This is a genomic window from Streptomyces sp. SDT5-1, from assembly GCF_052245995.1.
Lineage (GTDB): Bacteria > Actinomycetota > Actinomycetes > Streptomycetales > Streptomycetaceae > Streptomyces.
In genome coordinates this window covers 4,146,971-4,167,548 of sequence record NZ_CM125963.1, presented here as the reverse complement: position 1 = coordinate 4,167,548, position 20,578 = coordinate 4,146,971, and the positions used below count along the sequence as shown (strand labels likewise).

Genomic DNA, 20,578 nt, shown 5'->3' with positions numbered 1-20,578 from the left:
GTAGCATCTTTGTGCAAGAGCCCCTTGCGCTATTGCGCCAGGGGCTTCGTCTATTCCGGGGCACCCCAAGGCTTACGAAGGCTCGCCGCACCGCCGCGGCAACGGCCCCTGACCTTGGACATGCCCCGCCCGGAAGGGGTGTACGCCTGTGCCCGCACTTGTGCTGCTCGGTGCTCAGTGGGGTGACGAAGGCAAGGGAAAGGCCACCGACCTGCTCGGTGGATCCGTGGACTATGTGGTGCGCTACCAGGGCGGCAACAACGCCGGTCACACGGTCGTCGTAGGCGACCAGAAGTACGCGCTGCATCTCCTCCCTTCCGGGATCCTCTCCCCGGACTGCACGCCGGTCATCGGTAACGGTGTCGTCGTCGACCCGTCGGTCCTGCTCTCCGAGCTGAGCGGTCTGAACGAGCGCGGCGTCGACACGTCGAAGCTGCTGATCAGCGGCAACGCTCACATCATCACGCCGTACAACGTCACCGTGGACAAGGTGACCGAGCGCTTCCTCGGCAAGCGCAAGATCGGCACCACCGGCCGCGGCATCGGCCCGACGTACGCGGACAAGATCAACCGCGTCGGCATCCGCGTCCAGGACCTCTACGACGAGTCGATCCTCACCCAGAAGGTCGAGGCGGCCCTCGAGGTCAAGAACCAGCTGCTCACGAAGCTCTACAACCGCCGCGCCATCGAGGCGCAGCAGGTGGTGGAGGAGCTCCTCGGCTACGCGGACAAGATCAAGGGCTACGTCGCCGACACCACCCTGATCCTCAACAACGCGCTCGAGGACGACAAGGTCGTGCTGTTCGAGGGCGGCCAGGGCACGCTGCTCGACATCGACCACGGCACGTACCCCTTCGTCACCTCGTCGAACCCGACCGCGGGCGGCGCCTGCACGGGCGCCGGCGTCGGCCCGACGAAGATCAGCCGCGTCATCGGCATCCTCAAGGCGTACACGACCCGTGTCGGCGCCGGCCCGTTCCCGACCGAGCTGTTCGACCAGGACGGCGAGGACCTGCGCCGGATCGGCGGCGAGCGCGGTGTCACCACCGGCCGTGACCGTCGCTGCGGCTGGTTCGACGCGGTCATCGCCCGCTACGCGACCCGCGTGAACGGCCTCACCGACTTCTTCCTGACGAAGCTCGACGTGCTCACCGGCTGGGAGCAGATCCCGGTCTGCGTCGCGTACGAGATCGACGGCAAGCGCGTCGAGGAGCTGCCGTACTCGCAGACCGACTTCCACCACGCGAAGCCGGTGTACGAGTACCTGCCGGGCTGGTCGGAGGACATCACGAAGGCCAAGACCTTCGCGGACCTCCCGAAGAACGCGCAGGCCTACGTCAAGGCGCTCGAGGAGATGTCCGGCGCCCCGATCTCCGCGATCGGCGTCGGCCCGGGCCGCGACGAGACGATCGAGGTCAACTCGTTCCTGTAGGCCCTCCCGGGCTTCGGCGCCCCGGTCCGCTGCGGCGGGCCGGGGCGTTCGCGTTTCTCGCCCTTCTCTTGGCGCGTCAGCTCGCCTTGTCGTACGTCAGCGGCTTTCCGTCGCCCGACATGACGCGCTCCAGGCGGCCGTCGCCGGTGAGCGTGATCGTGCTGGACTCGCCCGGCCGACAGGCGTCCGCGGGCTCCGCCGTGGTCGGGTCCGTGGGCCCTATCCGGACCGTGGACGACGTCGCCGACTCCAGGCGGCCCTCGAACACGCAGTGGTACGGATCGCCGTTCTTCTGGTAGCCGTCCGCCGTCAGCGAGAACACCGGGTCGCCCTCGGAGCCCTGCCGGAGCGTGATGCTGCGCGGGTGGTGCCCCGACGCGTTGTCGATCGCGCCCTCCCACGTGCCGAGGAACCCGGCGGGGATGTCGCCCGCGGCGGCGGACCGCGGGGACTCCTCCCGGGGCGAGGCGGAGGACGGCTCCCCGGAGTCGGTGTCGGCGGCCGTGTCGTCGGCCGCGGGCGCGGCGGAGGACGGGGACACCTTGTCGTCGGCGCGGCCCGTGGGCTTGCCGTCGCCGTTCATCAGCGCGTACACCGAGCCCCCCGCCCCGATGGCCACGATCAGCGCGACGGCGATCAGGGCGGGCGTGGAGCGATTGCGGCGCGGCGGCGGCTCGGGCGGCGGCGGCCCGTAGGCCGGCGTCGGACCCCAGGGGCCCTGCGGATGCCCGTACGGCGGGGTGGGCGCGGGCGGCGGCGGTGTCCCGTGCGAGACCACCGTCGGCAGATGGTTCAGCGGGGCGGAGCCGGGGGTGCCGGGAGGCGGGGGAGCGGGCGCGGCGGGGGCCGGTGGCCCGGGTGGCGGCGGGGTCGCGGGCTCCGGCGTTTCCGGAGGGTCGGGCGGTGGCGCGGGCCGCGCCACCGCGGCCGTGCGCTCCGGGTTCTCCGTGTCCAGCAACTTCGCCGCGTGCCGCGCGAGTTGTGCCACGAGGGCGCCCGGCAGCCACGGGTCGCGGGTGCGGCCGCCGTCGCCCAGCGTGCCCTCGGCCCCGGTCAGCTCCAGGATCGCGTCGAGCGAGGGCCGGTCCTCCGGACGCTTGCGCAGACAGTCACGCACGAGGTCCTGGAGGCCCTCCGGAAGCCCCGCGAGGTCCGGCGGCTCCTCCGCGATCCGGTACATCAGGGCGTGCACCCCGCTGTTCGACGTACGGAACGGGAGCTGTCCCGACGCCGCGTACGCGAGCACCGAGCCCAGGCAGAACACGTCGCACGCCGGAGTGATCCGGTCGCCGCGCACCTGCTCCGGTGCCATGAAACCGGGCGAGCCGACGAGCGCCCCCGTGCGCGTAAGACCCCCGTCGGCCAGCGTCTCCAGCGCCCGCGCTATCCCGAAGTCGATGACCCGCGGCCCGTCGATCGTCATCAGCACGTTCGACGGCTTGAGGTCGCGGTGCACGATGCCCGCCGCGTGGATGTCCTTCAGCGCGTGCGCGAGACCGGCCGCGAGGACCCGCACCGAACGCTCCGGCAGCGCGCCGTAGTCGTGCGAGACGACCTGCTGGAGGCTGGGCCCCGCCACGTACCCCGTCGCCACCCACGGGACGTCCGCGTCCGTGTCCGCGTCGAGCACCGGAGCCGTCCACGCGCCGCCGACCCTGCGCGCCGCCGCCACCTCCTGGCGGAACCGGCTCCTGAACTCCTCCTGCGCCGCGAGCTCCTCGCGCACCACCTTCACGGCGACCGTGCGCCCCCGCTCCGAACGCGCCAGATACACCTCGCCCATGCCGCCCGCCCCGAGCCGGCCGAGCAGTCGATACGCCCCGATGCTCTGCATTCCCTCCATGTCGCGCCACCCTCCCCCGGTATGTGTGCAACGAACTGAGAATAGTGCGGACCTACGACAGAGAGGGGCCCCGTGGGCGCAACGGTTCCGGGGATCGTTAACCGTCCCTGGGGGCGGCCTTAACCCGGCCGTCCCTAGCGTGAGGGCCATGGACAACCTCCCACCCGTGGTCGGGCTCGGCGCCCATCTCGGCCTCGACCTGCTGGCCGTGGCCCTGCTGACCTTCGGCATCTTCTACCCGCGGCACCGCAGCCGTGAGCTGGTGCCCGCCTATCTCGCCCTGAACGTCGCCCTGTTCGCGGTCGTCGCCGCGCTCGGCGAAGTCGGCAGGGGCGGCGGTCTCGCCCTCGGGTTCGGCCTGTTCGGCGTGCTGTCCATCGTGCGGCTGCGCTCCGACGCGCTGCGGCACCAGGAAGTGGCCTACTACTTCGTGACCTTGGTCCTCGGGCTGCTGTGCGGGCTGCGCGCACTCGGCCTCGGAGTGACCGCCGCGCTCGCCGCGCTGCTGCTCGTGGTCGTCTACGTCGCCGACCATCCGCGCCTGTACGCCCGTGACCGCAGGGCCGTCGTCACCCTCGACGCCGTGTACGCCGACGAGGACGAACTCCGCGGCGAACTGGCGAGGCGCGTGGGACAGCCCCATGGTTGGACCGTGCGGGAGATCGACTACGTACGCGACCTCATGGTCGTGGAAGTTCGATTCCGCCAGCCGGACGTGCGGGAACGATCGGAGGCGCCCATACGTACCACTCGTACCCACAGTGGCGCTCATGACCGTCATGAGCCTCGCAGTACGACGAAGACCGCAGCCGCCTATCACCAGGAGACCGTGTGATCCCCGCCGTACGCGCCATCGGGCGCGCCGCCCTCGCCGCCAAGCCGTTGTCGCTCGACGAACTCAACAACAGGGCAGAGCTGTTGGCCCGCTACGACAACAGCTATCTGGTGCCGGTGGAGGTCTTCGAGGACTTCGCGGCGCTGCTGACCGACCCGCGCCGCCCCGAGGGCCCGTTCCGCTCGCTCTCCGTGAACGGCCGGCGCTGGTTCTCGTACAGATCGACCTACTACGACACCGCCGACCTGCGCACCTACCACGACCACCGGCAGGGGCGGCGGCTCCGCTACAAGATCCGCGAGCGGCTCTACCAGGACACGGGGGAGCGGCAGTTCGAGGTCAAGCTCAAGAACGGGCGGGGCGAGACGGTCAAGCACCGCCGCCGCCTCGACGGCGAGGAGCGTCCGCTCGACGCCGCGCAGCAGGGCTTCCTCGCCGGGGTGCTCGGCGGGGCGTACGGCATCGAGGCCCCCGACGGGCTCGCGCCGTCGCTGGTCACGGACTACCAGCGCGCCACGTTCGTCGCCGACGGGCAGCGGATCACGTGCGACGCGGGGCTCACGGTGCGGGACCTCTCCGACGGGCGGACGGCCCGCGCGGACGGGGGTCTCGTCCTCGTCGAGACGAAGACGCGGGGCCACCTCACGGAGGCGGACCGGGTCCTCCACCGCTTCGGCGTCCGCGCGGCGGAGTTCACCAAGTACTGCGGCGGCTTCGCGGCGCTCCGGCCCGAACTGGGCGTGAACCGGTGGTCGCGAGCGGTCCGTGAGGCCTTCCCCCGGATCGCATCCGCCGCGGCCTGACCGTCACCCCCACCGGAGCGTGACGACCGCCCCGGGGCCGCCCGAGCCGAAGGAGACCGTCCCCCCGGTCTCCTCGGCCGTGCGGCGGACGATCGAGAGGCCGAGGCCCGTGGAACCGCCCCCGCTGGCGCCGCGGGCCCCGGCCTCCGCCGGAAGGCCGGGCCCCTCGTCGGAGACGGTCAGCTCGGTGGCGGACCCGTCCACCCGGACGCACACCCGGAAACCGACCCCCTGCGGCGTGTGGTCCAGCACGTTCCCGATCAGCGCGTCGAGCGCCGCCTCCAGCTCGTCCTCCGGCACGGGCACCGACACCACCGCGTCCGGCACCGACACCTCCAAGTCCCGCCCCTGGTCCGAGGCGAGCGGCTCCCAGAAGTCCGCGCGTTCACGGGCGACCGCCGCGAGGTCCGCGCCCGCAGCCCCGCGCAGCGGCTTGCGCGCCTTGCGGATGACGTCGTCCACGCCCCGCTCCAGCGCCGCGACGCTCGCCGCGATCCGCTCGGCCTCCTCCGCGTCCCGCAGCCCCTCCGCGTCGAGCCGCAGCGCCGCGACGGGCGTGCGCAGCCGGTGCGCGAGGTCGGCCGCGTTCTCCCGCTCGGCGGTGAGCAGCTCGTCGATGCGGGCCGCGAGATGGTTCAGCTCGGCGGCGACGGACCGCAGCTCCGGCGGCCCCTGAGGCTCGGCGCGGGCCGTGAGATCGCCGCCCGCGAGCCGGTCCGCGGTCCCGGCCAGCGCCCGCGTCGCGCCGACGAGCCGCGCCCCGAGCCGGTCCGCGAGCAGCAGCCCGATCAGCACGAGCCCGAGCCCGATGCCGGCCAGCGTCAGCCACGACGAGAGCATCCCGTCGTACAACTGCCGGCTCGTCAGGCTCACCTGGACGACCGCCGTGCCGCCCTCGGCACCCTGCACCGGCACCAGGACCTGGCGTCCACCGCCCGGCGGCTCGTACGTGAAGGCACGTCCCGCGCGCGCGAGGCGCACCGCGTCGGTGACGGCCGCGGGGGCGCCGATCACCTTCCCGTCGGCGAAGATCAGCGAAGTGTCCGGCTGGTCACCGGAGTTGACGCTCTCGACGGCCTGCTCGGCGCCGGCCCGCTCGTCCGGGCTGTGCAGCGTGGGACCCATCGCGGCGGCCACCCACTGGGCGCGGGCCGTCGCCTCCGCGGTCGTACGGTCCGCGGCGTGGCTGCGGGTCAGCAGGGTCAGCGGCACCAGCAGCGCCGTCAGGACGAGGGCGGTGGTGGCCGCGGTGAGCAGCAGCAGGGTGCGGCGCACTACGCCTCCGCCTGCTCGTCGGGCGCCATCAGCTTCACACCCACCGTGCGTACGGTGTGCAGATAGCGCGGCGCCTGGGCCGTCTCGCCCAACTTCCTTCGGAGCCACGACAGATGCACGTCGACCGTCTTGTCGGCGCCGCCCAGCGGCTGCTGCCACACCTCGGCGAGGAGCTCGCGGCGCGAGACGACCTGTCCCGGCCGGTGGGCGAGGTAGGCCAGCAGGTCGAACTCGCGCGGCGTCAGATCGAGCGGCCGCCCGTCGAGCGTGACCTCGCGGGACGCGGGCGCCAGCACGAGCCCGCCGACCGTGAGCGGCTCCTCGGTGTCGCCCGGCAGACCGAGGCGGCGCAGCACCGCCTTGATCCGGGCGTCGAGCTGGGCCGCGCCGAACGGTTTCACGATGTAGTCGTCCGCGCCGTCGCCCAGCACCGCGACCATCTCCGGCTCCTCGTCGCGGGCCGTCGCCACGATCACCGGTACGTCGCTCACCGCGCGCAGCATCCGGAGTATGCGGGAGCCGTCCACGTCGGGCAGGCCCAGATCGAGCACGACGAGGTCGGGCCTGTCGGTGACGGCGGCGTCGAGACCGGCCATGCCGGTGGCGGCGGTCGCGACGGCGTGACCGCGGTCGCGCAGGGCGCGGACCAGGGCGTTCCGCAGAGCGGGATCATCTTCGACGACCAGGAGGTGTGGCATTTGATCACCGTATGTGTGGGCCGCCCGCGGGCCCCTGCGGGGTCCTGCCGACGTCAGTCGTCGTCATCGTCGTCGGGGACCAGTACGGCCCGGGGCGCGCCCGAACCGGCCGGACACCGGATCTCGTAATGCCGGTCAGGGCTGTCGTCGTCGGACGGCTCCGCCTCAAGGCGGGCCACCCGCCCCGGGCCGCGTACGACGTCGTCATCGATCTCGTAACCGTCGGCAGGGCTCCACGACACCAGGTACACGCTGCCGTCCGTCCCGCACTCGACCGTCGCCGAGCCGCCCGTGAAGCGGAGCGTGCGGCGCTGGTCGGCGGGGGCCGGGGCGGCGGACGAGGTGGTGGTGCGGGGTGTCGACGCCTGCGCGGACGCCAGGGCGCGGTGCACCGCGGCGTCGTCGAGCGGGTGGCCGTGCGTGCCGGTGCCCGCGCTCGCGTCGGAACCGGCGAGCTGCCAGGCGCCGAGTGCCCCCGCCGTCGTGCCCACGGCGACCCAGGCCGCGGTCACGGCGACGTTGCGCCAGCGGCGCGCGTTCGGCTCGGTCATGCGGACAAGCCTGCCCGACGGTTTCCTAACGCCACGCTAAAAGCAGCCCCGGAACGTCCCACCGGGAGGCGGGGCGACAGTCTGTCGGGTTCCTCGGCGTCCCACAGACAGGACGCCGATGGTGTGCCGGTGCATCCCGCATTTACCCTCGGCCCCATGACCCCTCAGCCGAATCCCCAGGTCGGCGCCGCCGTCAAGGCCGCGGACCGCAAGCACGTGTTCCACTCCTGGTCGGCACAGGAGCTGATCGACCCGCTGGCCGTCGCCGGCGCCGAAGGCTCCTACTTCTGGGACTACGACGGGAACCGCTACCTCGACTTCACCTCCGGGCTCGTCTACACGAACATCGGGTACCAGCACCCGAAGGTCGTGGCCGCGATCCAGGAGCAGGCCGCGAAGATGACGACCTTCGCCCCGGCCTTCGCCATCGAGTCGCGCTCCGAGGCCGCACGCCTCATCGCCGAGCGCACCCCCGGAGACCTCGACAAGATCTTCTTCACGAACGGCGGCGCCGACGCCGTCGAGCACGCCCTGCGGATGGCCCGCCTGCACACGGGCCGCCCCAAGGTGCTCTCCGCGTACCGCTCGTACCACGGTGGTACGCAGCAGGCCATCAACGTCACGGGGGACCCGCGCCGCTGGGCGAGCGACACCGGCAGCGCGGGTGTGGCCCGCTTCTGGGCGCCGTTCCTCTACCGCTCCCGCTTCTACGCGGAGACGGAGGAGCAGGAGTGCGAGCGTGCCCTCGAGCACCTCGAATCGACGATCCAGTTCGAGGGCCCGTCCACGATCGCAGCGATCATCCTGGAGTCGGTGCCGGGCACGGCGGGCATCATGCTGCCGCCGAAGGGCTACCTGGCCGGCGTCCGCGAGCTCTGCGACCGCTACGGCATCGTGTTCGTCCTCGACGAGGTCATGGCGGGCTTCGGGCGTACGGGCAAGTGGTTCGCGGCCGACCTGTACGACGTCACGCCGGACCTCATGACCTTCGCCAAGGGCGTGAACTCGGGGTACGTGCCGCTGGGCGGCGTCGCGATCTCCGGGGCCATCGCGGAAACGTTCGCGAAGCGCCCGTACCCCGGTGGCCTGACCTACTCCGGCCACCCGCTGGCCTGCGCGGCCGCCGTCGCCACCATCAACGTGATGGAGGAGGAGGGCATCGTCGAGCACGCGGCGCGCATGGGCGCGGAGGTCGTCGAGCCGGCCCTCCGCGAGCTGGCCGAGCGGCACCCGTCGGTGGGCGAGGTGCGCGGCGTCGGCATGTTCTGGGCGCTCGAGCTGGTACGTGACCGGGCCACGCGCGAGCCGCTCGTCCCGTACAACGCGGCGGGCGAGGCGAACGCCCCGATGGCGGCGTTCGGCGCCGCCGCCAAGGCGAACGGCCTGTGGCCCTTCATCAACATGAACCGCACGCACGTGGTGCCGGCCCTGAACATCACGGAGTCGGAACTCAAGGAGGGCCTCACGTCCCTCGACGCGGCACTGACGGCGGCGGACGCGCACGTCGCCTGACCTGTCCGGGGACCCGGCCGACCGGGAGGCCGGGAGGTCGGGTTGTCCGGGCCCCGGGTCGTCCGGGAGGGCGGGGCCCCGGGAGGTCGGGTTGTCCGGGAGGCCGGGTTGTCCGGGCCCCGGGTCGTCCGGGAGGGCGGGGCCCCGGGAGGCCGGGTTGTCCGGGAGGCCGGGTTGTCCGGGAGGGCGGGCCCCCGGGAGGTCGGGTTGTCCGGGAGGGCGGGGCCCCGGGAGGTTGGGTTGTCCGGGAGGCCGGGGCCCCGAGGCTAACGCTTCGGGGCCCCGCGCTCTTTGACTCCGCCGCTCAATTTCCCGCCCACCCGCCCCCTCCGGGGGCGTCGGCACCCCCGGGAGCCGCGACGGCTACGGGCAGCCCCCGGTGCAGGCCGGGCCCGCGGGAGGCGTCGGCCCCGGGGAGGCGCACGGTGCCGGGCAACGGGAGACCCGGCGTAACCTGGCCAGCCACACCGACCGCCAGCCGAACCGGGGGACCCGACCCGTGCCCGTACCCGACGGCCCCGCCGTCACCCGCTCCACCCTGCGCCAGCAGATCGCCGACGCCCTCCGCGACGAGATCCTCGCGGGCCGCCTGACCCCCGGCCAGGAATTCACCGTCAAGGAGATCGCCGAGGGCTACGGCGTGTCCGCCACCCCCGTCCGCGAAGCCCTCGTCGACCTCTCCGCCCAGGGCCTCCTCGACTCCGCGCAGCACCGCGGATTCCGCGTCCACGAGTACTCCCTCACGGACTACCGCGCCATGATCGAGGCCCGCAGCCTCGTCGCCGACGGCATCTTCCGCGGACTCTCCGCCGACCCGTCCCGCGCTTCGCAGACCGCCGACGCCCTCGCGGGCGTGCGCCGCCGCGGCGAGGAGGCCGCCCGCGCCGCGACCGCAGGCGACCTGAACGTCCTCATCGGCTACGACCTCCGTTTCTGGCGCGAACTCTCCGCCCTCTTCGGCAACCCGTACCTCTCCGACTTCTTCCACCGGCTGCGCGTCCAGTCCTGGATGTGCGCCGTCCCGCTGCTGCGCGCCGCCGGCGACCTCAGGGGCCGGCTGTGGGCGGGGCACTGCGCGCTCGTCGACGCGCTCGTCGCCGGCGACCCCGACGCCGCGCAGGCGCTCATCGCCTCGTACAACGACGACTCGCTGTCGTTGATCGAGACTCTGAACGGGTAGGCGCAAGACAGGTCAACACTGCCGCGCAGCCCACTACGCTGAGTACGACGCCGATACTGAGGAGCCCCCTTGGCCTGTGACCTGTGGCTTGTCCCCCTGGTCGACGTGCTGTGCCACAGCCCCGACAATCCGTTCGCCGAGGAACTCGCGCTCTACGACAAGGCGTTGAACGAGGCAGGACTGCCACCGGTGCCGGTGCACGCGTACATGCCGGGGCTCGCCGGGGACGTGGCGCCGGTGGCGGGGTTCGACTACGACGCGCTGCACTTCCTGCGCCGCGCGTACCTGCTCCAGATCTGCGGCCTCGCCGTCACGCCGGTCGACGAACTGGGCGGGGACTACGAGCAGTTGCTGGAGATGTTCGAGTCCACGGCGCAGAGTTCGCATCTGGTGTGGCACTACGACCACGCGGGGGCGTACGTTCCCGTGGACTTCGCCGCGCCTCTGTCCAACGACGAACTCCTGGCCGGAGGGGGACCGTTGGGGTCGTCGCACGGTCTGCTGCGGGAGCTGGAGTACGTGGGCCCCGCGATCGGCATCGACCCGGCCAACCCGCCGCAGGCGCCGGCGCCGCCGGTTGCTCCTACGTCCCTGGAGGAGCCGGCGGCGACGGTTCCGGTGCACGACGACGGCCCGTTCGCCCGTGAACGTCATGTGTGGCTGGGCCTCCACCAGGCGGCCACCCGCAGCCTCGCCCAATCCTCCATGCTCATCTTCAGCTGACCCACCCCCTCCACCTCGGGGACCCGCCCCGGCGGGCCCATCGCCCACCCGTTCCTACGCCTCGGGGCTCCGCCCCGGCCCCCGCTGCTCAATCGCCGCAGGGGCTCGAAACACCTACCGGCACCGCCCGCCCCTACCAGGCAGCCCGCTGCCCGGCCCTTGCCGCCGCTGCCGCCGCCCAATCTCCCACCCACCCGCCCCCTCCGGGGGCGTAGGCGCCCCGGGGCACCGCAACGGCTGCGGTGGCTGCACCGCGCCTCGGACAAGAGGCCGCCGGGACGACCTCCCGCCCATCGTCCGGTCGACCACAACCCGCCTCCGTCAAGCGACCTCCGGGACGGCCCACCCACCCTGCCGGGCAGTCGCCACCGCCTTTCGGTCAGGACCTCCGGAACGGCTCCCCACCCGGTGGGCGAACTACACCGCGCCTCGGGCAACCGACCGCCGGAACGGCTTGCCGACCCGTTGCGGTCAGCCACACCGGCGTCGTGGTAACCGCCGCCAGGACGGCCCCACCCGCCGCGGTCGGCCGCACCCGGCTTGGGCATCTGCCTCCTCCAGCCCCCGCCCGGGGCACCCAGGGCTGCAGGGGTCAGGCCACACCGGGGTCCCCCGGTGCTGGCTACGCGGCCCGGTGCAGCGCGCCGAAACGGGCAGGCCGCGAGCCGTCGAGTTGGGCCGCCCACGGGGGCCGAGCCCCCGGAGGGGGCGGGTGGGTGGGAGATAGGCGGGCAACGGGGCAGATCGTGGTGCGGCCCGCGCGTCACGGCAGGTAGGGCGTCGGCTCCGGTGCAGCCGTCGTCGCGGTGCCGTGCAAGCGGACGGCCGGGCCCGGTTACGGGGAGCGTGGTGCCGCGTAATCGGACGTTGGGCCCCGGTCACGTGTGGGCAAGGTGGCGCCCGGTGCGGGCCGCGCCTTCGTCAGGCGCTGGCCACGGCGCAGGCCCCGGGCCCACGGGGGCCGAGCCCCCGGAGGGGGCGGGTGGGTGGGAGATGGGTGGGCAACGGGGCAAACCGCGGTGCGGCCCACGTGCCCCGGCAGAGCACAGGCGCCCGGTGCCGCGGGAACCCGACGTCGGGCGTCGGCCACGGCAAGGTTCGGGACCCCGGTGCCGTGGAAGCCGGACCGTCGGGCGTCGACCATGGCGACACCCAGGCCCCCGGTGCCGGGGAAACCGGACGTCACGCGGCGACCACGGCAAGGTTCGCGCCCAGCCGGGGGCGGCCGGTCAAGACAAGCGGAGCGCCCTAGCGGGGCTCCGGAGGACGTTGCCGCGGCATGTTGGGACGGGTGCCCGGCGGAAGCGGAAAGCGGCTGGTGGGCTGGTCCGTGGGGCGGGAGGGCGAGGGAACCGAGGCCTGGAGGGTCAGCGGCGCGGGGCCGGAGCGGAACTCGACCATCCAGTCCGCCGTCTCCGCCCGCACCAACTCCGTCACGTCGTCCGAGAACCGCCGCAACACCCCGAGGCACCGCTCCGCCGCCTCACTGGCCGTCCCCTCGGTGGGCCCGAGGACCTCCCGTACGTTCTCCGACGCCCAGTCGAACTGCAGCACCTGCAACCGCCGCTGCACGGCCTGCGCCGTGGCCACGTCCCGTATCCACCCGGACGTCAGCCCGAAGTAGCGGTCGCACGCCACGCACGCCACCGCGACGAGCAGCGACAGATACCCCCAGGGAGCCGCGCCGCCCAGCACACCGGTGAGGTCGAGGAGCGGGAGCACGCCCCCGCAGACCGCCCCAAGGACCGTCCCCGCCCGCAGCGCCCGCGCCCCCCGCCGCTTCCACACCCGGTCCGCGAGATACCAGTCCGCCGTGCGCAGCGCGCCCTGCTCGACCCAGCGGTACAGCTCGTCGAGGCGCTCGGCCGGCTCGTTCCAGTCGCCGAGGGGGAACGTACGTCCGGTGAGATCGCCCTGCCGAGGGCTTCTGCCGCCGCGGGCGCCCCGGTCGCCGTCCTCGCCCGTGCCCGCCCCTTCGTGGGACGCACCTTCGGGCTGCATATCCGGCTGACTCACCCGGAACTCCCTCGACTGATCATGGCTGGGGCCACGCCCTGTGGTCGGAGGGATCCGGCCCCCAGGGCCTGTCGTGCGTCATCTTCCTACCGCCCAATGGGTGGTCGAAGCCCAGTTTTCACCGGATCTCCGCCCGGAAGTGGTCGTTGATCAGGTATAGAAAGCAACCCATCTCACTCGAAAGAGTGCAGACCGGAAACCCGGTCGGACGGACCGCCGCGCGCCCCTGCGAGGCTTCAGGTCGCCGGGGCGGGCGGCTCCCCGACCACGTAGGCTCGGACCAAGGGGCACCGGCGGACAACCGCAGACATACGCCCCGCCCCGACGACGTGCACGGACCGGAAGCGGACCGGAACAGGAGCTGATCGTGATCCCCGGTGGTGGCCAGCCCAACATGCAGCAGCTGCTCCAGCAGGCCCAGAAGATGCAGCAGGACCTCGCGAAGGCTCAGGAGGAGCTGGCGCAGACGGAGGTCGAGGGCCAGGCGGGCGGCGGCCTCGTCAAGGCGACGGTGACCGGCGGCGGCGAGCTGCGGGGTCTCGTGATCGACCCGAAGGCGGTCGACCCGGAGGACACCGAGACCCTCGCCGACCTGGTGGTCGCGGCGGTCCAGGCGGCGAACGAGAACGCGCAGACCCTCCAGCAGCAGAAGCTCGGCCCGCTCGCCCAGGGCCTCGGCGGCGGCAGCGGCATTCCGGGTCTCCCCTTCTGACCCCGCCGCCAACTACCGTACGTACCAAGCGACAACCGTAAGCAGCAGGAAGGCAATCCGTGTACGAAGGCGTGGTCCAGGACCTCATCGACGAATTGGGCAGGCTGCCCGGCGTCGGTCCCAAGAGCGCGCAGCGGATCGCCTTCCACGTGCTGCAGGCGGAGCCCACCGACGTACGGCGGCTCGCGCAGGCGCTGATGGAGGTCAAGGCGAAGGTCCGCTTCTGCGCGACGTGCGGAAACGTCGCGCAGGAGGAGCTCTGCAACATCTGCCGCGACCAGCGGCGGGACGGCTCCGTGATCTGTGTCGTGGAGGAGCCCAAGGACGTCGTCGCGATCGAGCGCACCCGTGAGTTCCGCGGGCGGTATCACGTGCTCGGTGGCGCGATCAGCCCGATCGAGGGCGTGGGCCCGGACGACCTGCGGATAAGGGAGCTGCTCGCCCGCCTCGCCGACGGCACGGTCACCGAGCTGATCCTCGCCACCGATCCGAACCTCGAGGGCGAGGCCACGGCGACGTACCTCGCCCGCATGATCAAGCCCATGGGCCTGAAGGTCACCCGCCTGGCCAGCGGCCTCCCCGTCGGGGGCGACCTGGAGTACGCGGACGAGGTGACCCTCGGCCGCGCCTTCGAGGGGAGAAGACTCCTAGATGTCTAAGACGCCACAGAAGACGGCCGCGCCGCGGACCGAGCAGGCCGCGCCCGATCCCGTCGCGCTGCACGCCACGCACCAGGACCCGGACGACTTCGCGGTTCAGATCTCGGACCAGATCGAGTCGTTCATCGTGGCCGTGACCGAGATCGCCAAGGGTGACGAGCCGGACTCGGCGGTGCCGTTCCTGCTCCTGGAGGTCTCCCAACTGCTGCTCGCGGGCGGCCGGTTGGGCGCGCACGAGGACATCCTCCCGGACGAGCGCTACGAGCCGGACCTGGGCGCCGAGCCGGACATGGACGACCTGCGGGAGCGGCTCGCCGCGATGCTCGACCCGGTCGACGTGTACTCGGAGGTCTTCGACCCGTACGAGCCGCGCAAGGCGCCGGTCGCCGCGCGGATCTCGGACGACCTGGCGGACGTGATCTCCGACCTGCGGCACGGCATGGCGCACTATCGCGCGGGCCGGATCACCGAGGCGCTGTGGTGGTGGCAGTTCTCGTACTTCTCCAACTGGGGGTCGACGGCCTCGGCGACGCTGCGCGCCCTCCAGTCCCTGGTCGCGCACGTCCGTCTCAACCAGCCCCTCGACGACCTCGACGGCCTCGACACCGACGAGGACCTCTCGACGGCGGAGGACACGCTGGAGGAGGAGGCGGGCCAGGTCATGGCGGAGGAGATCGCCGGTCCTCTGGGCCTTCGCCCGGTCAAGTAGCGGGCGCAACCGCAACCCCGTTGCCGGTGTCAAGAGTGTGACCCGCCCCACTTCCCCGGTTACCGGAGCAGGTGCCGGGCATGCGCTCGTACGGAGCGGCCGGAGATCGGCAAACGGAAACCTGGTGATCAAGTCGTGGGCGGGACATCTCACGATGTGATATAGCCGGGGCGGATTTCGGCCGCTCGTTAGACTGAGCCGACCGCAGTACGCATACGTACGTGCGGTGACAGACGGACTGAGCGAGGAGCGCACGTGGGCCTTGTCGTGCAGAAGTACGGAGGCTCCTCCGTTGCAGATGCCGAGGGCATCAAGCGGGTCGCCAAGCGAATCGTCGACGCCAAGAAGAACGGCAACCAGGTGGTTGTCGTGGTGTCCGCGATGGGCGACACGACGGATGAGTTGATCGATCTCGCCGGGCAGGTTTCCCCGATCCCTGCCGGGCGCGAATTCGACATGCTGCTGACCGCCGGAGAGCGGATCTCCATGGCCTTGCTGGCGATGGCGATCAAAAACCTGGGCCACGAGGCCCAGTCGTTCACGGGCAGTCAGGCCGGTGTCATCACCGACTCGGTCCACAACAAAGCACGGATCATCGACGTCACGCCGGGCCGCATCCGGACCTCGATCGACGAGGGCAACATCGCCATCGTCGCCGGGTTCCAGGGCGTCAGCCAGGAGGGCAAGAACATCACGACCCTGGGTCGTGGTGGGTCCGACACCACCGCCGTCGCCCTCGCCGCCGCGCTCGACGCCGAGGTCTGCGAGATCTACACGGACGTCGACGGCGTGTTCACCGCCGACCCGCGTGTCGTGAAGAAGGCGCGGAAGATCGACTGGATCTCCTTCGAGGACATGCTGGAGCTCGCGAGCTCCGGGTCGAAGGTGCTGCTCCACCGCTGCGTGGAGTACGCCCGTCGGTACAACATCCCGATCCACGTCCGCTCCAGCTTCAGCGGGCTGAAGGGCACGTGGGTCAGCAACGAGCCGATCGAGAAGAATCAGCAAGGGGAAAAGGGCGTGGAGCAGGCCATCATCTCGGGTGTCGCGCACGACACCTCCGAGGCGAAGATCACCGTTGTCGGTGTGCCGGACAAGCCGGGCGAGGCCGCGAAGATCTTCCGGGCCGTCGCGGACGCCCAGATCAACCTCGACATGATCGTGCAGAACGTGTCGGCCGCGTCCACGGGCCTGACCGACATCTCCTTCACGCTCCCCAAGACCGAGGGCCGGAAGGCCATCGACGCCCTGGAGAAGCAGAAGGCCACGGTCGGCTTCGAGTCGCTGCGCTACGACGACCAGATCGCCAAGATCTCCCTCGTCGGTGCCGGCATGAAGACCAACCCGGGCGTGACCGCCGGCTTCTTCGAGGCGCTCACCGACGCGGGCGTGAACATCGAGCTGATCTCGACCTCCGAGATCCGCATCTCGGTCGTCACGCGTGCCGACGACGTGAACGAGGCGGTGCGCGCCGTGCACTCCGCCTTCGGTCTCGACTCGGACTCCGACGAGGCCGTGGTCTACGGAGGCACCGGCCGCTGATGTCGGGACTCAGGCGTCCGACGCTCGCGGTCGTGGGAGCGACCGGGAGCGTCGGCGCCGTTCTGCTGCAGATCCTCTCGCAGCACGCGGACATCTGGGGCGAGATCCGGCTCGTGGCCTCCGAGCGCTCGGCGGGCCGCAAGCTCACCGTGCGCGGTGAGGAGGTCGAGGTCGTCGCGCTCACGGAGTCCGTCTTCGACGGGGTCGACGTCGCGATGTTCGACGTACCCGACGAGGTGGCCGCCCGCTGGGCGCCCGTCGCCGCGTCCAAGGGCGTCGTGGTCGTCGACAACTCGCCGGCCTTCCGGATGGACCCGGACGTGCCGCTCGTCGTCCCCGAGGTGAATCCGCACGCCGCGCGCGTGCGGCCGCGCGGCATCATCGCCAACCCCAACTGCACGACCCTGTCGATGATCGTCGCGATCGGGGCGCTGCACGCCGAGTTCGGCCTGCGCGAGCTGGTCGCGTCCAGCTACCAGGCGGTGAGCGGGGCGGGGCGCGCCGGGGTCGAGACGCTGCGTGCGCAGCTCTCCCTCGTGGCCGGCTCGGAGCTCGGCACCACGCCCGGCGATCTGCGCCGCGCCGTCGGCGACCGTACGGGCCCCTTCCCCGAGCCCGTCGCCCTCAACGTCGTGCCGTGGTCGGGGGACCTGTGCGAGGACGGCTGGTCGACGGAGGAGATGAAGGTGCGGGACGAGTCCCGCAAGATCCTCGGCCTGCCGGACCTGAAGGTCGCGGTCACCTGTGTGCAGGTGCCCGTCGTCACCACCCACTCCCTCACCGTCCACGCCCGCTTCCAGAGCGAGGTCACCGTGGACCGGGCCCGCGAGATCCTCGCGACCGCTCCGGGCGTCGTGCTCTTCGACAACCCGGCCGCCGGCGAGTTCCCCACGCCGGCCGACGCTGTCGGCACCGACCCCACGTGGGTGGGCCGCGTCCGACGCTCGCTCGACGATCCGGCCGGGCTCGAACTCTTCGTGTGCGGGGACAATCTCCGCAAAGGCGCCGCTCTGAACACCGCGCAGATCGCCGAACTGGTCGCGGCCGAGCTCGCCGCGATGTGAGCTGCGGCGCATCCGTTTCAGAACCGGGCTCGGACTCGTAAGATTCTGTGTGGATTTTGTGTGAGCGGATTTCTCTCCCCGTCCTGCAACCATGCGCAGGACGGGGAGCGTCTTTGCGGGCGCCCTACTGAGGTGTCGCCTCCTAACGGGTGCCCGGGGCACAGGGGAAGAAGTGGTGGGGATGACGGGGTCGGTCGTAAATGGGGCGCCGGACGCGTACAACCCTGACGGGGGGAAGCTTGTCCAACAGGCGTGGCAGAAGTACTGGACTTCACAGCGGTACGGGCGACGGGCGCGGCCCTGCAACCGCCCCTGGGGACCCTCGCACCCCTTGGAACGCGGCGCGCCCGCGCTGCCGGCGGCATGCCGGTGATCGCCCCCATGCCAGCGGCGCGCCCCGCGCGCATTCCCGCGCAGGCCGAGGGCGCTGACGAGTCGATGACTCAGGCCGGTACCTCCGTCGACCACCTCACCGAGACGTATCGCGCCCACTACCGCTCCCTGCTGGGGCTCGCGGCGCTGCTTCTCGACGACACCGCCTCCTGCGAGGACGTCGTGCAGGAGGCGTTCATCCGCGTGCACTCGGCGCGCAAACGCGTCCGGGACCCGCAGAAGACGCTCGCGTATCTGCGGCAGACCGTCGTGAACCTGTCGCGGTCCACGCTGCGCCGCCGCATCCTCGGCCTGAAGCTGCTCACCAAGCCGATGCCGGACATGGCGAGCGCGGAGGAGGGCGCGTACGACCTGCTGGAGCGGGACGCCCTGAAGAAGGCGCTGCGCGGACTGCAGCGGCGGCAGCGCGAGGTCCTGGTCCTGCGATACTTCGCGGACATGACGGAGGCGCAGGTCGCCGAGGCGCTCGGGATATCGCTCGGCTCGGTGAAAGCGTACGGATCGCGTGGGATCGCGGCGCTGCGCGTCGCCATGGAGGAGCCGGCATGAACCACCATCTCGACGGCGGCCCGGAGGACCGGGCGGCCGACGAAGTGCGTGAGGCGGGCGCGCGTCCTCCGGAATCCGCCGAGCCCGCGGAGCCTGCCGAGGGCGGGGCGGACGAGCTCGCGCTGCGGCGGATGATGCAGCAGGCCGTCGCCGACCTGGAGCCGTCCGAGAAGGCGCTCGACGAGTTGCAGCGGGCCGTTCCCGCCCGGCGGGCGCGCAAGCGGCAGGCCGCCGTCGGCGCGATCGCCGTGGGCGTCTTCGCGGCGATGGCGGTGCCCGCCGTGCTGCACGTGACGAACCCGGACTCGTCCGGCGACCGGCCGTCCATCGCGGGCCACAGCGAGGCGACGCACGGCGGGGCGACCGAGGGCACGGCGTCCGGTGGTCCCGGGCAGGGCGAGGCGGGCAAGCCCTCGCACGCCAAGGACAAGCGCAAGGACGCCAAGAAGGACAAGAAGGGCGACGGGCGGCGGGCCGGCGGCGGCGCCACCGCGGGCACCGATCCGGCGTCCACGGCCGCCGCGACCTCGCCGACCTGCGACGCGGGGGAGCTGGGGCGGCCCGAGGCGTCCGTCGGGGCGCCCGACGCGAGCGGCAAGGTGTACGGGACGTTCCGGGTGTCGAACGTGTCGGGGTCCAGCTGCACCGTCGACAGTCCCGGGTCCGTGGTCACGGTCGCGCAGGGTGCGGCCGATCCGGCCAGGGTGAGCGTCGTCGACCACACGTCGGGCGACGGGTCCGGGCTGCCCGATCCGTCGACCGAGCCGAGCCAGCTGGTGCTGGAGCCGGGCAAGGCGTACGAGGTGCGCTTCGCGTGGGTTCCGTCGGCGTCCTGTCCGGCGACGGGTGGCGGCGGCGATCCGTCGCCTTCCCCTACGCCGACGGGTGACGGCTCCACGAGCGGTGGCGGCGGCGAGGCGACCACGGGCGCGGCCCCCGACACGACGACGCAGCTCGGCTCGGACGGCACGGAGGAGGGCAGCGTGGCGGTCTCCCACACGCCGGAGCCCGGCGCCCCCACGGCGGCCACCACGATCTCCAACGCCTGCCAGGGCACCCTCTACCGCACGGGCCTCCTCCCGGCGTCCTGACCTCCCGCGGCACGCGCGCCACACCGCCCTCCCGCCCCCTCCGGGGGCTCGGCCCCCGTGGGCCCGGGGCCTCACGAAGACGCGGCCCGCACGCCCGCACGTGGCCGGGGCCCGTGGTCCGGTTGCGCGGCACCGTGGCTCCCGGCTGCACCGGGGTTGGCGTCTGCCGTGGCACGTGTGCCGCACCGTGGTTTGCCCGGTTGCCCGCTCATCTCCCACCCACCCGCCCCCTCCGGGGCCTGCGCGCCGTGGCCAGCGCCTGACGAAGGTGCGGCCCGCACGCCCGCACGTGGCCGGGGCCTATCGGCTGGTTGCGCGGCACGGCGAGGGCCGGGGCCCGTCGTCCGGTTGCGCGGCACCGCGACCCCGGCTGCACCGGGCTCGGTGTCTGCCGTGACGCGTGTGCCGCTCCACGGCCTGCCCCGTTGCCCGCCTATCTCCCACCCACCCGCCCCCTCCGGGGGCTCGGCCCCCGTGGGCGGCCCGCCCCGACGGCTCTCGGCCCGTCCGTTTCGGCGCGCTGCACCGGGTCTCGTGACCGGCACCGAAGTCGGCTCCGGCCCCCGGTGTGGGCTGCACCGTGCGCCGCCTTGCCCCCCCCGCCGCCCCGAACGGAGGTCTGGGGGAGACCCGTTGCCCAAGGCGGGTGCGGTTTGGCCGCAGCGGGTGGGTGAGTCGTTCCAGAGGTCGCTGGCCGAAAGGCGGTGGCGACTGCCCGGCAGGGTGGGTGGGCCGTCCCGGAGGTCGCTGGCCGGAGGCGGGTTGTGGTCGACCGGGCGATGGGTGGGAGGTCGTCCCGGCGGCCGCTTGCCCGAGGCGCGGTGCGGCCGACCGCAGCCGTTGCGGTGCCCCGGGGTGCCTACGCCCGTGGAATTGGGCGGCGGCAGCGGCGGCAAGGGCCGGGCAGCGGGCTGCCCGGTGGGGCGGCGAGGGTGGGTAATTCAAGCCCCTGCGGCGATTGAGCAGCGGGGGCCGGGGCGGAGCCCCGAGG

18 protein-coding genes are annotated in these 20,578 nt (G+C 72.5%); 13 read left to right on the top strand and 5 right to left on the bottom strand.

Features of this window, described 5'->3' with window-relative positions; all coding sequences use genetic code 11:
* The first annotated feature begins 148 nt into the window (after positions 1–148).
* Positions 149–1,432 (top strand): adenylosuccinate synthase, encoded by a 1,284-nt coding sequence (locus ACTWJ8_RS19215; protein ID WP_356387068.1) that lies wholly within the window; start codon positions 149–151, stop codon positions 1,430–1,432.
* A gap of 76 nt (positions 1,433–1,508) precedes the next feature.
* On the opposite strand, the gene ACTWJ8_RS19210 is transcribed toward ACTWJ8_RS19215, so the two are convergent.
* Positions 1,509–3,266: a serine/threonine-protein kinase gene (locus ACTWJ8_RS19210; RefSeq protein WP_443264937.1), complete on the bottom strand. Its 1,758-nt coding sequence runs from the start codon at positions 3,264–3,266 to the stop codon at positions 1,509–1,511.
* Positions 3,267–3,423: 157 nt separating this feature from the next.
* Here ACTWJ8_RS19210 and ACTWJ8_RS19205 point away from each other — a divergent pair, with 157 nt between their 5' ends.
* Together ACTWJ8_RS19205 and ACTWJ8_RS19200 are read left to right on the top strand one after the other, a co-directional pair.
* Positions 3,424–4,110 carry a DUF4956 domain-containing protein gene (locus ACTWJ8_RS19205; protein ID WP_356387071.1) on the top strand — a complete coding sequence of 229 codons (687 nt, stop codon included), beginning with the start codon at positions 3,424–3,426 and terminating at the stop codon, positions 4,108–4,110.
* Positions 4,107–4,913, top strand: coding sequence for a polyphosphate polymerase domain-containing protein (locus ACTWJ8_RS19200; RefSeq protein ID WP_443264655.1), 807 nt, complete (start codon positions 4,107–4,109; stop codon positions 4,911–4,913). Before ACTWJ8_RS19205 ends, ACTWJ8_RS19200 begins: the two co-directional genes overlap by 4 nt.
* Before the next feature lie 3 nt (positions 4,914–4,916).
* Here ACTWJ8_RS19200 and ACTWJ8_RS19195 read toward each other — a convergent pair whose 3' ends face one another.
* The 3 genes from ACTWJ8_RS19195 to ACTWJ8_RS19185 are packed head-to-tail and all read right to left on the bottom strand — an operon-like array spanning position 4,917 to position 7,437.
* Positions 4,917–6,188: a sensor histidine kinase gene (locus tag ACTWJ8_RS19195; RefSeq protein WP_443264654.1), complete on the bottom strand. Its 1,272-nt coding sequence runs from the start codon at positions 6,186–6,188 to the stop codon at positions 4,917–4,919.
* A complete protein-coding gene (locus tag ACTWJ8_RS19190; RefSeq protein WP_356387079.1) occupies positions 6,188–6,886 on the bottom strand; it encodes a response regulator transcription factor in 699 nt (232 codons plus the stop codon). The genes ACTWJ8_RS19195 and ACTWJ8_RS19190 overlap by 1 nt, the downstream gene beginning before the upstream one ends.
* A gap of 53 nt (positions 6,887–6,939) precedes the next feature.
* Entirely contained in the window at positions 6,940–7,437 is a 498-nt protein-coding gene (locus tag ACTWJ8_RS19185) for a hypothetical protein (RefSeq protein WP_356387082.1), read from the bottom strand.
* Between the two features lie 156 nt (positions 7,438–7,593).
* Between ACTWJ8_RS19185 and ACTWJ8_RS19180 the strand changes: the two genes are divergently transcribed.
* The 3 genes from ACTWJ8_RS19180 (at position 7,594) to ACTWJ8_RS19170 (ending at position 10,852) form a co-directional block, all read left to right on the top strand.
* On the top strand, positions 7,594–8,949 hold the full coding sequence (locus ACTWJ8_RS19180) for an aspartate aminotransferase family protein (protein WP_356387085.1): 1,356 nt from the start codon (positions 7,594–7,596) through the stop codon (positions 8,947–8,949).
* Positions 8,950–9,448: 499 nt separating this feature from the next.
* A complete protein-coding gene (locus ACTWJ8_RS19175; RefSeq protein WP_443264653.1) occupies positions 9,449–10,129 on the top strand; it encodes a GntR family transcriptional regulator in 681 nt (226 codons plus the stop codon).
* Positions 10,130–10,198: 69 nt separating this feature from the next.
* On the top strand, positions 10,199–10,852 hold the full coding sequence (locus ACTWJ8_RS19170; protein WP_356387091.1) for a hypothetical protein: 654 nt from the start codon (positions 10,199–10,201) through the stop codon (positions 10,850–10,852).
* Positions 10,853–12,100: 1,248 nt separating this feature from the next.
* Here ACTWJ8_RS19170 and ACTWJ8_RS19165 read toward each other — a convergent pair.
* Entirely contained in the window at positions 12,101–12,868 is a 768-nt protein-coding gene (locus ACTWJ8_RS19165) for an SLATT domain-containing protein (RefSeq protein WP_443264651.1), read from the bottom strand.
* 367 nt (positions 12,869–13,235) lie between these two features.
* On the opposite strand from ACTWJ8_RS19165, the gene ACTWJ8_RS19160 reads away from it, so the two are divergent.
* The 7 genes from ACTWJ8_RS19160 to ACTWJ8_RS19130 all read left to right on the top strand — a co-directional run bounded on the left by ACTWJ8_RS19160 (position 13,236) and on the right by ACTWJ8_RS19130 (position 19,587).
* Positions 13,236–13,580 carry a YbaB/EbfC family nucleoid-associated protein gene (locus ACTWJ8_RS19160; RefSeq protein WP_443264649.1) on the top strand — a complete coding sequence of 115 codons (345 nt, stop codon included), beginning with the start codon at positions 13,236–13,238 and terminating at the stop codon, positions 13,578–13,580.
* 59 nt (positions 13,581–13,639) lie between these two features.
* The gene (gene recR / locus ACTWJ8_RS19155) at positions 13,640–14,239 is read left to right on the top strand and encodes a recombination mediator RecR (RefSeq protein WP_306318459.1); all 600 of its coding nucleotides are present in this window, start codon (positions 13,640–13,642) and stop codon (positions 14,237–14,239) included.
* A complete protein-coding gene (locus ACTWJ8_RS19150) occupies positions 14,232–14,948 on the top strand; it encodes a DUF5063 domain-containing protein (RefSeq protein ID WP_443264648.1) in 717 nt (238 codons plus the stop codon). The genes recR and ACTWJ8_RS19150 overlap by 8 nt, the downstream gene beginning before the upstream one ends.
* A gap of 255 nt (positions 14,949–15,203) precedes the next feature.
* The gene (locus ACTWJ8_RS19145; RefSeq protein WP_356387102.1) at positions 15,204–16,490 is read left to right on the top strand and encodes an aspartate kinase; all 1,287 of its coding nucleotides are present in this window, start codon (positions 15,204–15,206) and stop codon (positions 16,488–16,490) included.
* Complete coding sequence (locus ACTWJ8_RS19140; RefSeq protein WP_356387105.1) at positions 16,490–17,554, top strand: aspartate-semialdehyde dehydrogenase; 1,065 nt, start codon at positions 16,490–16,492, stop codon at positions 17,552–17,554. The genes ACTWJ8_RS19145 and ACTWJ8_RS19140 overlap by 1 nt, the downstream gene beginning before the upstream one ends.
* A 252-nt stretch (positions 17,555–17,806) precedes the next feature.
* Positions 17,807–18,496, top strand: a complete 690-nt coding sequence (locus tag ACTWJ8_RS19135) for a SigE family RNA polymerase sigma factor (RefSeq protein WP_443264646.1) — start codon at positions 17,807–17,809, stop codon at positions 18,494–18,496.
* Positions 18,493–19,587 (top strand): hypothetical protein, encoded by a 1,095-nt coding sequence (locus ACTWJ8_RS19130; RefSeq protein ID WP_356387107.1) that lies wholly within the window; start codon positions 18,493–18,495, stop codon positions 19,585–19,587. Before ACTWJ8_RS19135 ends, ACTWJ8_RS19130 begins: the two co-directional genes overlap by 4 nt.
* Positions 19,588–20,578: the final 991 nt, after the last annotated feature.